Origin of the sequence: Bacillus sp. AFS077874 (genome assembly GCF_002566505.1) — a bacterium.
GTDB lineage: Bacteria > Bacillota > Bacilli > Bacillales > Bacillaceae_G > Gottfriedia.
This window is the reverse complement of the sequence record NZ_NUYF01000048.1, coordinates 42,245-61,553: the sequence shown is the minus strand read 5'-3', so window position 1 is coordinate 61,553 and position 19,309 is coordinate 42,245. Positions and strand designations below refer to the sequence as shown.

Here is a 19,309-nt window from a genome sequence, read left to right as displayed (position 1 = left end):
GAGGCGAAAGAATCTCGCCCAATGGAAAGCGAGCATCCTGTAGTGGAAATCAACATCACTCTACGCCTTTTACGAAAATTTGCTAATTTAATTGACAAGGTTGTTTTTCAACAACGTGAAAAAAAATCGTTTCCTTTTGGAAAACGATTTTCTTATTTTATATACTATAAAACCTCTTAGTATTTTCATATAAAGTTTTATATGCACTTGACAGATCTATGTCTTTTAACTCAGCTATCTTTGCAACTGATTGATGCATAAATTTTGGATGTGTCCACTCATTTTCAAAAGGCCCTTCAAATGGCCAAGGACCATCTGTTTCTATCATCATTAATTCTAAAGGATACTTTTTTACTAAGTCTTGAATCTCATTTTCATATAATACATCTGGTGTAATCGAGATAAAATACTCATTTTTCATCATCCGATTTATTGTAAGCTCGTCCCCTTTAAACCAATGAAAATGGGCTTTTTTAATAAAATATTTTTCTAATAGATTACATACGGTTTCGGCGTCCTCATACACTGCATGTAATATGATTGGTTTATTTAACTCTTTTGCAAGCGAGATAAATTTTTCTAGTAATTGAATATAAGGTACGTAATCAATCTGTTCTTCTAAATTCTTATAATATGGTAATCCAACCTCTCCGATTGCGACCATTTCATCCTGATGGTTCTTAATCCATTCAATTAATTCATCAACCTCTTCATCAGAAGGGATTTGTTGTTCAGGATGAAATCCGAATGCTGGATATACACTATTATTTTGATTTTTCAATTCTAAATTCTTCTTACTAGATTTTAAATCCATCGATACCGAAATGAGCGCTTCGATTTCGTGTCTTTGTATATTAGTTAATATTTCTTCTCTTTGACTAGTAACATAAGAATCTAAATGAATATGAGCATCTATCATTTTCATCGAATTACTCCTTCTCTAAAGCCAAATAGATTTTTCTTTTATATTCCGTAAATTCATCACTTAATAATATTTCTTTTTTACGTGGTCTTGGAAATGGCACTATGATTTCTTCTTTGATTTTGGCGGGTTTGTCAGAAAATATATATATTCGATCAGACATTAACAACGCTTCATCAATATTATGTGTTACTAATAAAATTGATCGTCGTTGCTCCTCCCAAATTGATAAAAGCCATTGCTGCATTTCAAGTCTAGTGAACTCATCTAAAGCTGAAAAAGGCTCATCCATACACATGAACGACTGCGGTGCTAGTAGAGACCTTAAAAATGAAACTCTTTGTTTCATACCACCAGATAATTCATGAGGGTAAGCATTCTCATAGTTTTCTAAGCCAGTTCTTTTAAGCCAGTCTCTTGCCAATTTTTCATCAGGCTTATGTTTTAATTCTTGTGACAAAACAATATTTTTTAATACTGTTCTCCAAGGTAGTAATGAATGATCCTGAGGCATAAAACTAACATGACCAAGTTCTCCATTTATTATCGACCCATTTAACTTTACTTCTCCAGAATCTGGTTTTACTAAACCTCCAATAAGATGGAACAACGTACTTTTCCCACTACCAGATGGACCTAGAATCGATACAAATTCACCCTCGTTTACATAAAGGGATATATTTTCTAACACTTGATGACCGCTATAACTCTTTGATAATTGTTCCACTTGTAGTGTCATTTCCGTTTCTCCCCTTTAACTTTCCATTTAACAGTAAAACGTTCAATTACAACTATTAGGAAGAAGAAAAGCATACTTAAAAACATAATGATAAAAATTGAAACAAATACTCGATCTGTTCTAAATGAAGATGAAGCTAAAGTCATATAGACTCCAATTCCAGATTTCGCTCCTAGCCATTCAGAGATAACTGCTCCCATAACACTATAAGTCGCTGAAATCTTTAAGCCAGAAAAAATGGAAGGTAGAGAAAAAGGCAATTCAACTTTCCAAAAAATTTGTGATTTGGATGCTCCCGCCATTTTCATATAATTTATTAGTTCACTTGGTGTTTGTCGGAAACCATCCAACGCTGAAACTGTAACAGGGAAAAAACAAACAAGAGAAATAATAATTAATTTAGGTAATACACCAAATCCAAACCAAATAATTAAAAGCGGTGCCAATACGATAATTGGTACATTTTGCGAAAGAATTAATAATGGGTAAAAAGCTTCCCTAACACCTGGTATTAAATGCAATAGAAATGCGATTAAAAATCCTAATAAACTACCAATTAACAAACCAATAATCGTTAATTGAATTGTAGAAGAAATATGAGGAAGTAGTGAATCAGTTGATTTCATTCCTTCTTTAAAGATTGCGATTGGTCCTGGTAATAACCAAGATTCGATTTTCCAAATTTTAATACTTAGCTGCCAGCAAATTAAAAAAAGCAGGATGACAACGATAGGTTGCCATCCTTTTATATTTTTAGATTTCATTAACGGTACTTCTCCGTTAACACATCCATCGTAATACCTTGTGGTTGATAAAGTATTTTCATTTGAGTTATTACATTGTGGCAACCTATTTCAATCATTCTTTCATTCATTTTTTGAACAACCATTAATAATTGATTCAAGTCGCCTTCCATAGTTGTTTCCAATGGTTGAACTTGATATTTTACACCTGATTCATCAATAATTTTAATTGCTTCATCAACTGCTGGAATAACATCCTCAATATTATTTGTTTTCGGTATAATTTGGACACTCATTAAAGTAGTTTGCATTTTTGCTCCTCCTTATTTCGCTGGTAAGAAATCATTCGTAAATGCTTCTTTTGGCTTAAAGTTTCCTTCTAATAATTTATTTTCAGCTAAGAAATCAGCATAGTTTTTCCAAACTGATAACTTTTGCTCGCCCCAACGGTCTGCATCATCTTTATATTTAGATGCTAACCATTCTTGACTTTTTTCCACTAATTTTTTATCTAAATCCGGATTATCCTTTATTAAAATCGATGCAGCTTCTTTTGGGTTATCAATTGCAAAATTATATCCTTTTGATGCTGCAGCCACAAATGCTTTTACTGTTTTAGGGTTTTTGCTAATCATTTTTTCGTTCGTAGCTAAAACTGGAGTATAGTAATCTAGCTTTTTACTATAATCAGTTAAATAAATCATGTTTAATTTTTCTCCACGTAGCTCTGCTTCAATCCCTGTCCATCCTTGATAAATCCACGCAAAATCGATATCTCTTTTTACCGCTGTAAAGAAATCAGCATCACCCATATTAACGATATTTAACTTATTAACATTAGCATTTTCTTCTGACATAAGTGATTTTAAAATAGCCTTTTCAACCGGTGAACCCCAACCACCATATGTTTTTCCAACGAAATCTTTTGGTGACTTAATTCCTTTTTTCACTGGTGATGCAAATCCAGAAGTATTATGTTGAATAATTGCTGCAATTGATACAATCGGTACATTTTGAACTCTTGCTTGTGTAATTGACTCTTGATAAGAAACCCCAAAATCTGCTTTACCAGATGCAACTAATTGGTCTGCACCTGTTTCTCCTGGACTGATTATATCTACATCAAGACCTTGTTCCTTAAAATAACCTTTTTCCTTAGCAACAAATAGCCCAGTTTGATTTGTATTTGGCGTCCAGTCTAGTACGACAGTCACCTTTTTTAATTGCTTTGGCTTTTTAGTAGTAGCAGTTTTGTCTTGACCACACCCAGTTAACATTAAACAAATAGCTACTAAAAATACTACTAGTTTTTTCATTATCTATATCTCCTTTTTGTTTTTTGTTTATACAAAAAGAAAACGTCCGGATACTAACCCGGACGTAAATGCGCTGTAAAAAACATATCTAAAAAGAGATACTGTTCCCTACGCTGGCATCACCCAGATCAGGTTCTAAGAGTCAACATCTTAAGGATGCTATCTCAGCCAGCAACACTGGCTCCTCCACATTTTTTCTCATATATAAACTTTTCCTCATTAATATAACAGATAATGATTGAATTTACGAATTATTTTTAACTTGTGTTTAAATGTTTTAATACTCTGTTAATAAGAGCAATAAAACTATGAAATTTTAACATTTTTAAAAAGAGAATGATAAACAAAAATATCATTTCTTATAGTAAAATCTTAAATGAATAAAGAATATACTACATCAACAAATTATTAAGTAAAATGAGGGGATTTTTTGAATAAACCAATCGGAGTCATTGACTCAGGTGTTGGGGGCTTAACAGTTGCCAAACAAATTATAAGACAATTACCTAAAGAGGACATTTTATACTTAGGCGATACTGCAAGATGTCCATACGGATCACGACCATATACGGAAATCAGAGAATTCACTTGGGAAATGACTAATTTTCTATTGGAGAAAGATATAAAAATGTTAGTTATCGCCTGTAATACAGCAACTTCAGTCGTCTTAAATGAAATGCGAGAAAAACTTCAAATTCCAGTCATTGGAGTTGTCCGCCCAGGTGCTAGAGCAGCAATAAAATTAACACAAAATGACCAAATCGGTGTCATTGGAACGAATGCTACTATTAATAGTAAAGCATATCATTCCGCACTAAAGCGAATTAATGACAAAGTTATAATTGAAGGTTTGGCATGCCCAGAGTTTGCTGGAATTGTTGAAAATGGGGACTACAATAAACCTGAAATATTTGAGATTGTTAAACACACTCTTGCACCGCTTACTGATTCAAATATTGATACCCTAATTCTAGGTTGCACGCATTACCCATTACTCGGTCCAATCATCCAAAAAGTGATGGGACCATCAATCCAACTTATCAGCTCTGGTGATGAAACAGCTTTAGAAGTAAGTGCAATTCTGGATCAACAAAATATATTATCTAACTCTGAAATCACTTCATATGAATTTTTTACAACTGGGGATCCAACCATTTTTAGTAAAATAGCTTCATCCTTATTCCAAGAACCGATGGAAAACGTAAAGTATATTAAACTATAAAGGTCGATAGACCAATTTAAATGAAAAAAACCAACAAAGTAAGCCTTTGTTGGTTTTTTTGTTTTTAAATTACGAACGCTCTTCTATTTCATAATATTTATTCTTTTGTGTTACTTGAAAAATAATCTTTAAGCATCGCATTGTTCTTTACAATATCATCTAATGTATATTGATCTAAAACGTGTAAAAATTGTTCTAATGCATTATTAAATATATGTTTTAAAGAACAAACAGGTGTAATAACACAAGTATTACCGTGTTCAAAACATTCTACAATATTAAAGTCTTCTTCAGTTTTACGAATTATTTCACCGATATTTATTTCTGATGGTAATTTAGCTAAACGGATTCCACCGTTTCTGCCACGAATTGTTTCGATGTAACCCATCTTACCTAAATTATAAATTATTTTCATTAAATGATTTTTAGAAATATCATAAGCTTCAGCAATGTCCTTAATATTAACTAATTTTTCACGTGGCTCAGAGCTTAGAAATATTAGTACACGAAGAGAGTAATCCGAATAAGTTGTTAAACGCATAACTTGTCCTCACTGTTTTATTTAAGATTAATCATAGCATAATTGTGAACTTTTTTTAAACTTTTATGCATTTTTGCGAAAAAATACACAAAAGATGTATTTTATATATTGCTTTAAGTAAATTCTAGGTCTAAGATAAAGATGTATTTACAATACTACTTTAAAACATGATTAGGGGGATTTTTCATGCTATCTCAAAAAACAATTGATATTATTAAGTCAACAGTTCCAGTCTTAGAAGTAAAGGGTACAGAAATCACTAAAGTATTCTATAAAAATTTATTTACTAATCATCCTGAACTATTAAATGTATTTAATCATACAAATCAACAACAAGGTAGACAACAAACTGCCCTAGCAAATACTGTTTTAGCTGCTGCACAGAACATTGATAAACTAGCAACAATTATTCCTGTTGTAAAACAAATTGCGCAAAAACACCGCAGTCTTCAAGTTAAAGCAGAGCACTATCCAATCGTAGGGCAACATTTACTAGGGGCAATTAAAGAAGTACTTGGTGAGGCTGCAACTGATGAAATACTAGGTGCTTGGGCGGAAGCATATGGAGTTATTGCACAAGTATTTATCGATATCGAAAAAGAAATGTATGAGGAAGCATCTTCCCAAGAAGGCGGTTGGTCTGAATTTAAAGAGTTTAAAGTCAGCGAAAAAGTTGAAGAAAGCGATGTAATTACTTCATTCTACTTAGTTCCTAAAGATGGTTCTTCAGTTCCTACTTTCTTAGCTGGTCAATATATTACTGTTCGTTCACAAATTCCTGGTGAAGAATATTTATCAAACAGACAATATAGCTTATCTGATGCACCAGGTAAAAATCACTTTAGAATTTCAGTAAAAAGTGAAGCTGAAGAAAACCAACCACTAGGTAAATTCTCAAACTACCTGCACAATCAAGTAAATGTTGGTGATACTTTGGATATTACTGCTCCAGCAGGTGAATTTACTTTAAATACTGAAACTGATTCAGATGTTGTTTTCTTAAGTGGTGGTGTTGGAATTACACCATTAATCAGTATGGCTAAGTCAATTGCAAGCAATCAACCAAATCGTCAAGTCAGCTTTATAAGCGCTTCAAGAAACGGTAAATTACAAGCATTTGAAAATGAACTAAACCAATTAAAAGAGCAATTAACAAATTACAATTTATCATTTGTTTATGAAAATCCATCTGAGGAAGATCTTAAAAATAATAACTTTAAAAAACAAGGTTATATTGATGCAGAATGGTTAAATAACAATGTTAAATCAGACAATGCAGATTATTACGTATGTGGACCAGTACCATTTTTAAAAGCGATTATAACAAGCTTAAAAGAATTAGGAATTAAAGATACACAAATTCATTATGAATTCTTCGGACCAGCAATGAATTTAGACACTGAACCTAAAAGCCCTGTACATCAAGGTTAATATTTAGAAAGGATGCTGAATAAAGAGCATCCTTTTTATTTCCGCTCTAATAATACAGCCACTCTTTTTAAAACTGTCGGTATTGTAAAGCTACCAAAAATTGCGATTAGGTCACTTGAGTAGTATTTTTTTAGAGTGCCATATACTAAGCCACTTATCATAAGATCGTACAAAAAGAATCGACCAAAATCACGTTTGGTTATGACCATAAAGATGATAGATGCATTTCTTGTTGTAAGAATAAGCCCACCTTCTTCTAGAAAAATTAGTCATTCTAATCAATGCAAATCACAAATTTATTTTTTATCTAACATCCAATAATACTTTTCAATTTCTTCTTTTACTTTTATCATGCCAATTTTCTCTAAAACTCTAATAGAGGCATGATTATAAATGGAACAAATAGCAGATATTCTTGTAACATGATTTTGCTTTAATCCCCACTCACAAATAGCCCTAGCCATTTCAGTTGCATACCCTTTACCTTGATAACTAGGTGCAATACTATACCCTATCTCCATAATCCCAGTTTCATCAGGACCACCTTTAAATCCCATGTCCCCAATAATTACTCGATCTTTTTTATGAATAATAATTCCTTCATATTTTTCTTCAGTAGGATGTGTTTGAAAACGAGAGATTTTATAAGGGAAAAGATTTTTATATACCAGAATTGGCCACCCTTGAGCGAAACTATAAAATTGATTTTCAAATTCTAACTCTTTATTTCCACTTAAAACAGAAAGCATCGCTTCTGCTGTAAAAGTCATTAATAGTAAATTTTTAGTTTCAGTGATTATCATTACCTGACTCCTGTATACTAAATTTTATAGTTTTTTTGACTACTGCTTCCCTTAAAAAATATTCTAGAAATGACTAATCCAATCAGTCCAAGCAGTATAAATAAACCGGCTCTAACCATCAATGTAATATTTGGTAAATCTATTAATACAAGTTTTCCTAGCGTCAATAATAATAAACCTATCCCAGTATATGTCCAAACTTTGAACTTCTTAAAGTTACCAAGTATCATGGCTAATATTGAAAGCAAGATCCAACTGATATTAATTAATAATCGAATTATATTGTCGGATTGATCTACTGCGAGTATTTGAACAATTTGTGTTATAAAAGCAATTAATATAACCGTAATTAATAAAGAACTACTTAATAAGATAAATTGCTTTTCATCTTCATTTTTATAAGCCAAAATTGCAATCGTAATTAGACCTAGAATTAACATAAACCAATTCATTGTTTCAAAAGACCATAAAGAATCTATTCCAACTGATAAAATGGATATCCCCACCGGAATAAATGTAAGAGCAGCTATAATTAATTTTAGTAGATCTCGATATCTTAAATAAAATAAATAAGTTGATACTGCTTGAATTATTAATACTGTACATAGTAAGTTTTCTGAAACACTATCCAAACAAAGGAATGAAATGGCTAATATAAAATTAGTCGAAAATCCAAAGAAAAAATCCGATTTCTTTTTATAATAAAAAGTCAGGAATAAATATCCTACACATAAAAAGATTAAAATCATTGTTCTATTCAGATCTTCAAATGCACTAAAGATCCAACCGATTGTTAAAATAAAACTGGTGTGAAGAATTATTACTTGCTTTTTAATAGCAAACTTAGATTTTATCAATATAGCTAGCAAACTAATATGTTGAACGAGAATACTTAGTGCGAAATATTCAATTCCATTTGTATTAAAATTAACTAAAGCAACAATTAAATAAGATAAATGCAATAATATTACAGACGAAAGATAGATGAATTTATATTTCTTAAATGTTGCATAAAACATAAAGCATAAGTAAATCACTGTTTCATAGATAGAGAAAAATAAATAGTTTGGCGAATCACTTTTAACTAGGAATGGTACAAAAACGGCTCCTATTATACTTATTAATCCAATTACTTCTGATTTGTATCTATTCATCGAATAAAAACCAATACATACCCAAATAATCAAAAGGGTAAATGCAATCGTTGACCCAACCATGTGATATAAATGATGCATAGCAAACGTAGTTAAAAATAATACCGGTAACACGCCACCAATTAATGATTGGCCAAGTGTTGATCGTTTAGTTTTCATTTGACGATTACCGTACCAGAATAAAGCAATCGCTATAACAAAACCAATACCTACTTTTGCATACTTATTTAATACTCCATAATCTGATGCCGCTTTAAATCCCCACATTACGCCAAGAATGAAAATAAATATAAAAAATCTAGGTAACCACTTTTGGAAAATAAGTGCTTCATAGTCAACCTTTTCATTTTCAACTGTTACTTTAACCTGTCTACTAACTGTTTTTTGTGGTTTAGGATTATTTACTTTAGTTTGAGTTATTTGTTTAATCTCGTTTGAAGTTTCTTTCGTGATTAAGAGAAATTCAATTTGTTTCTTCATTTCTCTGACTTCTTCTTCAAGCTTTTCTACCTTTTTTTTAAGATCTTGATTCTGATTATCCAACTGCATCACCTCTTATCATAACTATGTATTTTATTAAGACTAAATAACTGAAAAGACATCCTTCATATAAGTTCGCTACTTCCTGGATTAATCCTATATAAAAAAATATTTATGAAGTATGTTTTTTTGCAAATTTCGTCATATTTCCCAGAAAATAAAGACAATCAGTTCTACTGGAAAACAAGTCGTTAATTAAATCTGTCAAAAAAAATCCTCTATTATAAAAATAGAGGATTTTTAAAATTAAAATAGAACTTTTTCTGATTTTTGTTGTTTAATCATTTCTAAGAAGCTCTCGAATGGTTGAGTACCAATGTCACCTTCGCCACGTTTACGAATAGCTACAGTATTATTTTCAACCTCTTGATCACCAACTACTAACATAAAAGGTAATTTTTGAAGTTGTGCTTCACGGATTTTATATCCAATTTTTTCGCCACGTAAATCAGCTTCAACACGAATTCCTGCAGCTTTTAATTGATCAGCAAGTTTTTGTGCATATTCATTATGAACACTTGAAATTGGTAATACCGCTACTTGAACTGGTGCTAACCATAATGGGAATGCTCCAGCAAAATGTTCAGTTAAGATTCCTAAGAAACGGTCAATTGAACCATAAATTGCACGGTGGATAACAACTGGACGTTCTTTTTGGTTATCTTCATTAACATAAGTTAAATCAAATTTCTCAGGCATTTGGAAATCTAATTGAATTGTAGCACATTGCCAGCTACGTTTTAATGCATCTTGAATATGGAAATCGATTTTAGGACCATAGAATGCGCCATCGCCTGGGTTTAATTTAAAGTCTAAGTTCTCAGATTTTAGAACATTTTCTAAAGCCTGCTCTGCTGAGTTCCACAACTCTTCTGAGCCCATTGAATCTTCTGGGCGAGTTGATAATTCTACTTTATAAGTGAATCCGAATACGCCGTAAATTTCTTTAATTAAGTTAATTACTTCAATAATTTCGCCTTCAATTTGGTCTGGACGACAGAAGATATGTGCATCATCTTGAGTAAAAGTACGAACACGCATCATACCATTTAAGGCACCAGAATATTCATGACGGTGAACTTGACCATTTTCACACATACGAACCGGTAGATCACGGTATGAATGTAATTTATTTTTATAAACTAACATATGACCTGGGCAGTTCATCGGTTTTAATGCGAATTTAGTTTCATCAACTTCAGTAAAGTACATGTTTTCATGGTAGTGATGCCAGTGACCTGATTGCTCCCATAATCTTTGATTCATAATGAATGGTGTACGAACTTCTTTGTAATCTTTTGAAGTTTGTAATCCGCGCTCATATTGTTCTAATTCATTACGGATAATTGTACCTTTTGGTAAGAAGAATGGCATACCAGGTGCTTCTTCAGAGAACATGAATAATTCAAGTTCTTTACCTAATTTACGGTGATCACGTTTTTTAGCTTCTTCTAATAAGAATAAATGCTCTTCTAATTCCTTCTTACTTGGGAAAGCAGTACCATAAACACGTTGAAGCATTTTATTATTCGCATCGCCTCTCCAATAAGCTCCAGCAACTGATAATAATTTAATCGCTTTTACACGGCCAGTTGTAGGAACATGTGGTCCACGGCAAAGGTCAACGAATTCACCTTGAGTATACATTGAAATAACTGCATCTTCTGGTAAATCACGGATTAATTCTAGTTTAAACTCATCGTCTAATTCAGTGAAGAATTTAATTGCCTCTTCACGACTAACTTCTGAACGAGTAATCGGTAAGTTTTCTTTAATAATTTTTTCCATTTCTTTTTCAATTTTAGGTAGGTCTTCTACTTTAATTGAAACTGGAAGATCAATATCATAATAGAAACCGTCAGCAGTTACAGGTCCAACACCAAATGCAGCTTTTTCGCCTTTATAAAGACGTTTTACTGCTTGAGCTAAAATATGCGCTGAACTATGACGCATCATTTCTAATCCATCTTGATCATCTTGAGTAATTATTTGAACTTCACACTCTTCAGTAATAGGTGTATTTAAATCCACTAATTTACCATTAATTTTTCCACCAAGCGCTTTTTTCTTTAAGCTAATGGAGATTGAACCCGCGAAATCTTCAACTGTTGTATTTTGTTCCACCTCGCGAATTGATCCATCTGGTAATTTAATTGAAATCATTTAAGTTCACTCCTTTTTCAAATTAATTTTGACAATAAAAAAAGAGCACACTCGTAGGGACGAATGTGCTCGTGGTTCCACCCTAATTTAATGTACACAAAAATAAGTATACAAAATCTCAACGTTTTAACGGTCTACACCGATAGTAGTTACTTGTAAAAAAACTTACGTTCCCCACTATAGCTACAAGGTGGTAAGTCATTCAACGTATAGAGAATTCTCGCACCAAATGAATTCCTCTCTTACTATCGTCTTGAACGCTCGTGTCCTTGATCTTTGCTTTTCCTTATTCGTATAAAAGTATTATATAGAATGTCATTGAATTCTTCAAGTACTCATCTTAAGATAAATTTAATTGTTTTATCATTCTATTCAATCTTTATTCAGTATGTTACAACATTACTTGTTTTAAACACTAACTACTGAATTCTTTATTTCATTTAATAATTTTTCTTTCCATTCTTTTTTCCATTTTTCACTTCGCCCTGTATGACGATTTATATTTACTAAGGAATTTCGTCCGGTAAAGCAAATTTCATTTTTAGGATTAATCCCCATATAGTGTAAATCGATTGATGAATTTCCTACTTTTGCAATTTTTATGTACACATCGATGATTTCATTAAAAAATACTTGTCGTAAGTAATCACATTGTAAATCAGCAACAACTGGAATAAACTCACTATGATTTGCCGTCCATTCTTGCATAAGCCCTAAATTTTTTAAATACTCAATTCGTGATTCTTCAAAATAAACGAATGGAACTGTATTATTCATATGTCCAAACATGTCCGTTTCACTAAATCGAACTTTAATAGTAATCTTAAATGAAAACTCAGATTGCCACTCCTGTATATTAGATACATAATTTATTTTCCCCATCGAATTTGCCCCCTTACTATCTTTATTATAGCATTAATTTCTTTAAAGAATGAATATTCATTCAGTTTGAAAGGGGACAGGATGAAGGAAATAAGGGACTTATAAAATAGTAAAAGGCTTCATTAGAGAATAATATCTTCTCTACTAACTTTTCTATCTACCGCTCTCCCTTTCTTTAACCTAACCCTGTTTTGTTATTAAAAAACATCCTTAACACTCAATAATTTTGATGAATATAATTCCCATGTTTGAATGTGATTCTTTTGAAATGATTATTTCGCATCCAAGCATCTACACGTTTTTCAAAAAGTTCTCCCCCATATATTGGGTATCTTTCAGATAAAGGATTTTTTTCATTATATATCTTATTTTTAAAATCATTTGTCCTGATTAAGTAACATTGATCTGAAAATCCATAACCAATATAAAAGTTTTCATCTTCTTCAAATGATTCTTGTTTTGCCTCAAAAATATTTCCATTCCATACTGGATTTGCTACTTTAAATCTTTCATCCTCTTGAAGTTTTAATATTGATAAATCAATCCAATTAAAAGGCTTTTCTAAAATAGAATCACTTGAAAAATGAAGTAAAAAATCTGTATTGCAAAGATAAATACTAACAAGTTCTGAGATTGAATAGTAATAACCACCTTTGAAGCTTTCCTTCGTAACCTCAAAATAATTGAGGGCTTCCTTTGAATAATCATCAACTATTACATATGACGATAAAACATCCCTTGCGACAAGTTTGTCTGCATGACGACTGACTTCCCTTACATCTTGTACGTTATTAATATATAAAATTTTTTCTTTAAATTGAAATTGATTAAACTCAATCATTTTTTCGATCCGGTCTGTCTTTAAAAGTATTTCCCAATCTTTTTCATAGCATTTCGTCTCAAATGTCACTTCAAACTGTTGCATTCAAGTCAACCTCCGATCGAAAGGGGTAAGACACCGCACATCCCTTTGCTGCCTTTACTATTGATATGATTTAAAAGTGGAGTTTATTAGAAGATATTTATTTAAAAATGCAAAAAAAGCATGTCCCCTAAGGAACATGCTTTTATAATTATTAAATTTCGTCGCTTCCAAAGAAGTCTTTGAAAGATTGGATTGTAGTTGCACGGTTTAATGCTGCAATTGAAGTTGTTAAAGGAATACCTTTTGGACAAGATTGTACACAGTTTTGTGAATTACCACAGTTTGATAATCCACCGTCTCCCATAATTGCATGAAGACGTTCTTCCTTATTCATTTCTCCAGTTGGATGAGCATTAAATAAACGTACTTGTGAAAGCGGTGCAGGCCCAATAAAGTTAGATTTACTATTAACGTTTGGACAAGCTTCTAAACATACACCACAAGTCATACATTTTGATAATTCATAAGCCCATTGACGTTTTCTTTCAGGCATTCTTGGTCCAGGACCTAAGTCATGCGTTCCATCAATTGGAATCCATGCTTTAACGCGTTTTAAAGAATCGAACATGCGGCTACGATCAACTTGTAAGTCACGTACTACTGGGAATGTGCTCATTGGCTCAAGACGAATTGGTTGTTCCAATTTGTCAATAAGCGCAGAACATGATTGTCTTGGTTTACCATTGATAACCATAGAACATGCTCCACAAACTTCTTCAAGACAGTTCATGTCCCAAGAAATTGCAGTCGTTTCTTTTCCATTTGAATTAACTGGATTTTTACGAATTTCCATTAACGCCGAGATTACGTTCATATTCGGACGATAAGGGACAGTAAATGTTTCTTCATATGGCGCAGTATTTGGTGAATCTTGACGTTTAACAATAACAGTAATTGTCTTTTCAGCAGTCATTGTTCCATTATGCATTTGCTTTGTCCTCCTTCTTCTTAGAATAGTCACGTTTTCTAGGTTGAATTAATGATGTATCAACATCTTCGTAATGGAATAATGGTGAATTTGATTTCTCATCAAATTTAGCCATTGTAGTTTTTAAGAATTCCTCATCATTACGTTCTGGGAATTCAGGTTTATAGTGAGCTCCACGGCTTTCATTACGGTTATATGCACCTAATGTGATAACACGTGATAAGTGAAGCATGTTTTCAAGTTGACGAGTAAATGAAGCACCTTGGTTACTCCATTTAGCTGTATCATTAATGTTAATGTTTTGATAGCGCTCATAAAGCTCTTGAATTTTTTCATCAGTTTTTAATAAGCGATCATTGAATCGAACTACAGTAACGTTGTCTGTCATCCATTCTCCAAGCTCTTTATGAAGAAGGTATGCATTTTCTTTACCGTCCATTTTATAAATGCGATTCAATTTTTCTTTTTCTTCATTAGCATTTGATTCAAATACAGAAGTTGAAACATCATCTGAAGATTTAGCTAAACCATTTACGTATCTTACAGCATTTGGTCCAGCAACCATTCCACCATAAATAGCAGAAAGTAATGAGTTAGCTCCTAAACGGTTAGCTCCGTGCATTGAGTAATCACACTCACCTGCAGCAAATAAACCAGGAATTGTAGTCATTTGGTCATAGTCAACCCATAATCCACCCATTGAGTAGTGAACTGCTGGGAAGATCTTCATTGGAACTTTTTTCGGATCATCACCTGTGAATTTCTCATAAATCTCGATGATTCCACCAAGTTTTACATCAAGTTCATGTGGATCTTTATGTGAAAGATCTAAATAAACCATGTTTTCACCATTGATACCAAGCTTGTGGTCAACACATACAGAGAAAATCTCACGTGTAGCAATATCCCTTGGTACAAGATTTCCATATGCAGGATATTTCTCTTCTAAGAAATACCATGGTTTACCATCTTTATACGTCCAAACTCGTCCACCTTCACCACGAGCACTTTCACTCATTAAACGGTTTTTATCATCTCCAGGGATTGCAGTTGGATGGATTTGAATAAATTCACCATTTGAATAAACTGCACCTTGACGATATACAGCTGCAGCAGCTGAACCAGTGTTGATAATTGAATTTGTCGTTTTACCAAAGATAATACCAGGGCCACCAGATGCCATAATTACAGCATCCGCAGGGAAACTTACGATTTCCATTGATGTTAAGTTTTGTCCAACGATCCCACGACATACGCCTTCATCATCAACAATAACTCTTAAAAATTCCCAGCCTTCATACTTTTGAACAAGACCTTCAGATTCGTAACGACGAACTTGCTCATCTAATGCATATAATAATTGTTGCCCAGTCGTAGCACCAGCAAATGCTGTACGGTGATGTTGCGTACCACCGAAACGACGGAAGTCTAATAGTCCTTCTGGCGTACGGTTGAACATTACACCCATACGGTCCATCATATGAATGATGCCAGGTGCTGCTTCTGCCATTGCCTTTACAGGTGGTTGGTTTGCTAAGAAATCCCCACCATAAATTGTATCATCAAAGTGCTCCCAAGGAGAGTCACCTTCACCTTTTGTATTAACTGCACCATTAATTCCACCTTGAGCACATACTGAATGTGATCGTTTTACGGGAACTAATGAGAATAAATCTACTTTTGTGCCAGCTTCAGCGGCTTTAATTGTTGCCATAAGACCAGCTAATCCGCCACCGACGATAATTATTTTCCCACTCATGACTCTCTCTCCTTACAAATTCGCTAGTTGTGGATCAATGAATGCAAAGATAGCAGTTAATCCAACGAATGATAATACTACGAATATACCTAATGTAACATATGTTGAAATACGTTGTGATCTAGGTGTTACTGTAATTCCCCAAGATACGAAGAATGACCATAATCCATTAGCAAAGTGGAAAATTGTTGAAATTACACCTACTATATAGAAAACTAACATAAATTTTGAAGTAAAAATATCAGCCATCATATTATAATCAACCGTTGCTCCAAGTTGAGCAGCGATACGTGTTTGCCATACGTGCCAAGTAATAAAAATTAAAGTAACTACACCAGAAATACGTTGGAATAAATATAACCAGTTACGTAAGTATCCATAATTTTTAACATTGCTAGTTCCAGTGAACGCAATGTATAGTCCGTAAATTGCATGGTATAAAATTGGTAAGAAAATGACAAAAACTTCTAAAAAATAGCGGAATGGTAAATTCGCCATAAATTCAGCAGCTTTGTTGAACGATGTTGCTCCATTTGTCGCAAAATGATTGACAACTAAGTGCTGTGTTAAAAAGATCCCAACCGGAATAACTCCTAGCAATGAATGAAGTTTTCTAAAGAAAAACTCCCTTCCATTCTTGTTGCTCATGTAAACCCCTGCCCCCTTTAGTTTGTGCACATGAAAAATTTAATTCCTCTATTATTCTAAAAAAATAGAATAAATAAGCAATACGCATAAAAAGTCGAAATTTTTATGACATTTATCTACAACCCATTTTACTCCTGATAATATAGGAGGTCAAGAAAACGCGTACATTTTTCTTTACTGAAAAAACTTCTCATTTAGATTGGTAATCCTTGTAATCTACTGTTGTCGAATTATTGTTTTTACTATTAAATATTGTATATAATAAAAACATGTTTTTTTAGGAAAGGGAGAGTTATCCGACCATGACGAACGGCATTGAAAATTTAAATATTCCGGGAAATATTTCTGGTTTTGGCTATGAGCTAATACGTAACGATTTATTGAATGATTTATTAGGAAAAGAGCAAAATGATATTTTATATTGGGCGGGTAAAATGATTGCCAGGAAATATCCTTTAGCAACCTTTGAAGAAATTATAGAATTTTTTGATCAAGCTGGTTGGGGTACTCTTACTGTTGAAGAAGAAAAGAAGCAAGAAGTTCATTTAACACTATCTTCTGAATTAATTACATACAGAAATCAACAAAAAAAGAACGTATCTTACCAACTAGAAGCTGGATTTCTAGCGATGCAAATTCAACAGCAAATCGATGTTATAGCTGAAACGTATGAAGAGCAAAGCAAAAGAGGCGACAAAGTAAAGTTCCAAGTAAAATGGGATTTAAAGGATCCAATTACAAGAAGATAACACGAAAAACACCACAAGAACTTTGGTCCCTTGTGGTGTTTCCTTTTGAATAATTTTTTCTTGAAATATTGAAATATAAGTTCAATTACAGGTACAACAATGAGTATTAACCAATAAATCATTAAGTCCAAATTTTTACTTTAATTTAAGAAAAAGATCAGGTAGTTATTATTTAACTTCCTTACCCCTTCTCTTTCCTTTCCTTACTTGGATCCTGCCTTCTAATTCCCTCAAAATTCTTGTTTCTTTTAACTCCCTTAATAATAGAATTTAACAAGAATAAACAAATAGAAACAAAAAACAAAATGGCGAGTATTAATAGAACGAACTGTAGCACAATTTCTCCATATCCGTAGGCAAGTATACTATGCCCCATTATTAATACCTCCTTCTTTTATTTACCATTTAGCCGTTCGCCTTACATATTTTAAATTTACAGAATCTTTATATAATTTATTCGCTTAACGATTAAAAAACCCTTTTAAACGCTATCACTATACTATACGGCTCTGTATATCTGAACGTGATGAATATTGATAAAATCAATATTTCAAAGCCTATATATAAGAATTTGAACGCCTAAAAGGGTTTATTTTACTATTTAGTTTTCTACTACTACTTCTTCATTAATACGATCTAATTCATATCCTTTATGAAGAGCGTGAACTGCTTCTTGTAATTTTGATTTTGGTACAACTGTTGATACTTTAATTTCAGAAGTACTTACCATTTTTACAGGGATTTCACTTTCAGCTAAAAATTTAAACATTTTTGCAGCAACACCTGGATTTGAAACCATTCCACTACCTACAATTGATACTTTAGCAAGTTCACTTTCAAAATCAAATGAGCGGTAACCTAAAAATTCTTTCTTTGATTCTAGAACCGCTATTGCTTCCATCATATTTTCAGATTTGATCGAGAATGAAAGATTTACTAAGTTATCTGATGTTACGCTTTGGATGATAATATCAACATCAATACCTTCACTTGCTAATAAAGTAAAGATTTTAGGTAATAAATCTACATGGTTATTTAAACCATTTAAAGTCATCCTTGTTACATTAGATTCGAATGCGATTCCTCTTACGACTGATTGTTGTTCCATTTGTGTTTCCTCCCCAATAAATGTACCGATTTCATCATGTTGACTTGAACGAACTTGAATAATTAAATTATAATTTTTTGCGAATTCTACTGCTCTTGGATGTAAAACCGCTGCTCCTAAAGCTGCAAGCTCTAGCATTTCATCATAAGAGACATGGCTTAGTTTAGAAGCATTTGGTTCAACTCTTGGATCCGTAGTATAAACACCTAATACGTCTGTATAAATATCACAACGTTCTGCATTTAAAGCAGCTGCCAATGCAACAGCTGTTGTATCTGAACCACCACGACCTAATGTCGTAATTTCATTGTTGTCACTTAAACCTTGGAAACCAGCAACAATTACGATATACCCTTCATCAAGTAATTGTTGAATTCGATCAGTATGAATTGTTTCAATACGCGCATTTCCATGGACAGATTCAGTTTGAATTCCAGCTTGCCAACCAGTTAGTGAAATAGCTTTAAAACCTTTAGCTTGGATCGCCATTGCTAGTAACGAAATCGAAACTTGTTCCCCTGTAGTAAGTAACATATCTAATTCACGTTTACTGTTATGCGGACTAATTTGAGCTGCTAAACTAACTAGTTCGTCTGTATGATGTCCCATTGCAGATACAACTGTAACTACTTGGTTTCCTTCTTTATATGATTTGGTTACTGTTTCAGCAACATGCTGAATTCGTTCAATTGAGCCTACTGAAGTACCACCGAATTTTTGAACAATAATTCCCATT

19 protein-coding genes and 1 riboswitch are annotated in these 19,309 nt (G+C 32.7%); of the genes, 4 read left to right on the top strand and 15 right to left on the bottom strand.

The features are described from left to right. Positions 1-180: hypothetical protein (locus COJ46_RS24790; protein WP_218008693.1), on the top strand; the 180-nt coding region annotated here is incomplete at its 5' end. On the opposite strand, the gene COJ46_RS20525 is transcribed toward COJ46_RS24790, so the two are convergent. The 5 genes from COJ46_RS20525 to COJ46_RS20505 are packed head-to-tail and all read right to left on the bottom strand — an operon-like array spanning position 158 to position 3,720. Further along, positions 158-925, bottom strand: coding sequence for a TatD family hydrolase (locus COJ46_RS20525; protein WP_286145532.1), 768 nt, complete (start codon positions 923-925; stop codon positions 158-160). The two genes, COJ46_RS24790 and COJ46_RS20525, sit on opposite strands and share 23 nt — an antisense overlap. A gap of 4 nt (positions 926-929) precedes the next feature. Continuing rightward, on the bottom strand, positions 930-1,661 hold the full coding sequence (locus COJ46_RS20520) for an ABC transporter ATP-binding protein (RefSeq protein ID WP_097978399.1): 732 nt from the start codon (positions 1,659-1,661) through the stop codon (positions 930-932). Further along, complete coding sequence (locus tag COJ46_RS20515) at positions 1,658-2,425, bottom strand: ABC transporter permease (RefSeq protein WP_098566247.1); 768 nt, start codon at positions 2,423-2,425, stop codon at positions 1,658-1,660. The genes COJ46_RS20520 and COJ46_RS20515 overlap by 4 nt, the downstream gene beginning before the upstream one ends. Next, positions 2,425-2,715, bottom strand: a complete 291-nt coding sequence (locus COJ46_RS20510) for a thiamine-binding protein (RefSeq protein ID WP_069035213.1) — start codon at positions 2,713-2,715, stop codon at positions 2,425-2,427. Before COJ46_RS20510 ends, COJ46_RS20515 begins: the two co-directional genes overlap by 1 nt. Positions 2,716-2,727: 12 nt before the next feature. Next, positions 2,728-3,720, bottom strand: coding sequence for an ABC transporter substrate-binding protein (locus COJ46_RS20505; RefSeq protein WP_098566246.1), 993 nt, complete (start codon positions 3,718-3,720; stop codon positions 2,728-2,730). An 88-nt stretch (positions 3,721-3,808) separates the two neighbouring features. After that, a riboswitch (TPP riboswitch) is annotated at positions 3,809-3,918 on the bottom strand. Between the two features lie 232 nt (positions 3,919-4,150). On the opposite strand from COJ46_RS20505, the gene racE reads away from it, so the two are divergent. Further along, entirely contained in the window at positions 4,151-4,942 is a 792-nt protein-coding gene (racE, locus tag COJ46_RS20500) for a glutamate racemase (RefSeq protein WP_097978396.1), read from the top strand. A 97-nt stretch (positions 4,943-5,039) separates the two neighbouring features. Here the strand turns inward: racE and COJ46_RS20495 are convergent, their stop codons facing one another. Further along, on the bottom strand, positions 5,040-5,483 hold the full coding sequence (locus COJ46_RS20495; protein ID WP_097978395.1) for an RrF2 family transcriptional regulator: 444 nt from the start codon (positions 5,481-5,483) through the stop codon (positions 5,040-5,042). A 186-nt stretch (positions 5,484-5,669) separates the two neighbouring features. Between COJ46_RS20495 and hmpA the strand changes: the two genes are divergently transcribed. Next, positions 5,670-6,914, top strand: coding sequence for an NO-inducible flavohemoprotein (hmpA, locus tag COJ46_RS20490; RefSeq protein WP_097978394.1), 1,245 nt, complete (start codon positions 5,670-5,672; stop codon positions 6,912-6,914). A gap of 296 nt (positions 6,915-7,210) precedes the next feature. Here the strand turns inward: hmpA and COJ46_RS20485 are convergent, their stop codons facing one another. The 8 genes from COJ46_RS20485 to COJ46_RS20450 form a co-directional block, all read right to left on the bottom strand. After that, positions 7,211-7,717 carry a GNAT family N-acetyltransferase gene (locus tag COJ46_RS20485; protein ID WP_097978393.1) on the bottom strand — a complete coding sequence of 169 codons (507 nt, stop codon included), beginning with the start codon at positions 7,715-7,717 and terminating at the stop codon, positions 7,211-7,213. Positions 7,718-7,734: 17 nt separating this feature from the next. After that, positions 7,735-9,414, bottom strand: a complete 1,680-nt coding sequence (locus COJ46_RS20480; protein ID WP_176527964.1) for a DUF2339 domain-containing protein — start codon at positions 9,412-9,414, stop codon at positions 7,735-7,737. 243 nt (positions 9,415-9,657) lie between these two features. After that, a complete protein-coding gene (gene thrS, locus COJ46_RS20475) occupies positions 9,658-11,574 on the bottom strand; it encodes a threonine--tRNA ligase (RefSeq protein ID WP_097978391.1) in 1,917 nt (638 codons plus the stop codon). A gap of 408 nt (positions 11,575-11,982) precedes the next feature. After that, on the bottom strand, positions 11,983-12,456 hold the full coding sequence (locus tag COJ46_RS20470; protein ID WP_098566244.1) for an acyl-CoA thioesterase: 474 nt from the start codon (positions 12,454-12,456) through the stop codon (positions 11,983-11,985). A gap of 217 nt (positions 12,457-12,673) precedes the next feature. After that, entirely contained in the window at positions 12,674-13,381 is a 708-nt protein-coding gene (locus tag COJ46_RS20465; protein ID WP_097978389.1) for a hypothetical protein, read from the bottom strand. A 151-nt stretch (positions 13,382-13,532) separates the two neighbouring features. After that, positions 13,533-14,294 (bottom strand): succinate dehydrogenase iron-sulfur subunit, encoded by a 762-nt coding sequence (sdhB, locus tag COJ46_RS20460; RefSeq protein ID WP_056473098.1) that lies wholly within the window; start codon positions 14,292-14,294, stop codon positions 13,533-13,535. Between the two features lie 7 nt (positions 14,295-14,301). Next, positions 14,302-16,068 carry a succinate dehydrogenase flavoprotein subunit gene (gene sdhA, locus COJ46_RS20455; RefSeq protein WP_097978388.1) on the bottom strand — a complete coding sequence of 589 codons (1,767 nt, stop codon included), beginning with the start codon at positions 16,066-16,068 and terminating at the stop codon, positions 14,302-14,304. A 12-nt stretch (positions 16,069-16,080) separates the two neighbouring features. Beyond that, positions 16,081-16,716 (bottom strand): succinate dehydrogenase cytochrome b558 subunit, encoded by a 636-nt coding sequence (locus tag COJ46_RS20450; RefSeq protein ID WP_097978387.1) that lies wholly within the window; start codon positions 16,714-16,716, stop codon positions 16,081-16,083. A gap of 302 nt (positions 16,717-17,018) precedes the next feature. Here COJ46_RS20450 and COJ46_RS20445 point away from each other — a divergent pair, with 302 nt between their 5' ends. After that, on the top strand, positions 17,019-17,465 hold the full coding sequence (locus COJ46_RS20445; protein WP_097978386.1) for a YslB family protein: 447 nt from the start codon (positions 17,019-17,021) through the stop codon (positions 17,463-17,465). A 601-nt stretch (positions 17,466-18,066) separates the two neighbouring features. Here the strand turns inward: COJ46_RS20445 and COJ46_RS20435 are convergent. Continuing rightward, positions 18,067-19,308 (bottom strand): aspartate kinase, encoded by a 1,242-nt coding sequence (locus tag COJ46_RS20435; protein WP_097978384.1) that lies wholly within the window; start codon positions 19,306-19,308, stop codon positions 18,067-18,069. Between the last annotated feature and the right edge of the window lies 1 nt (position 19,309).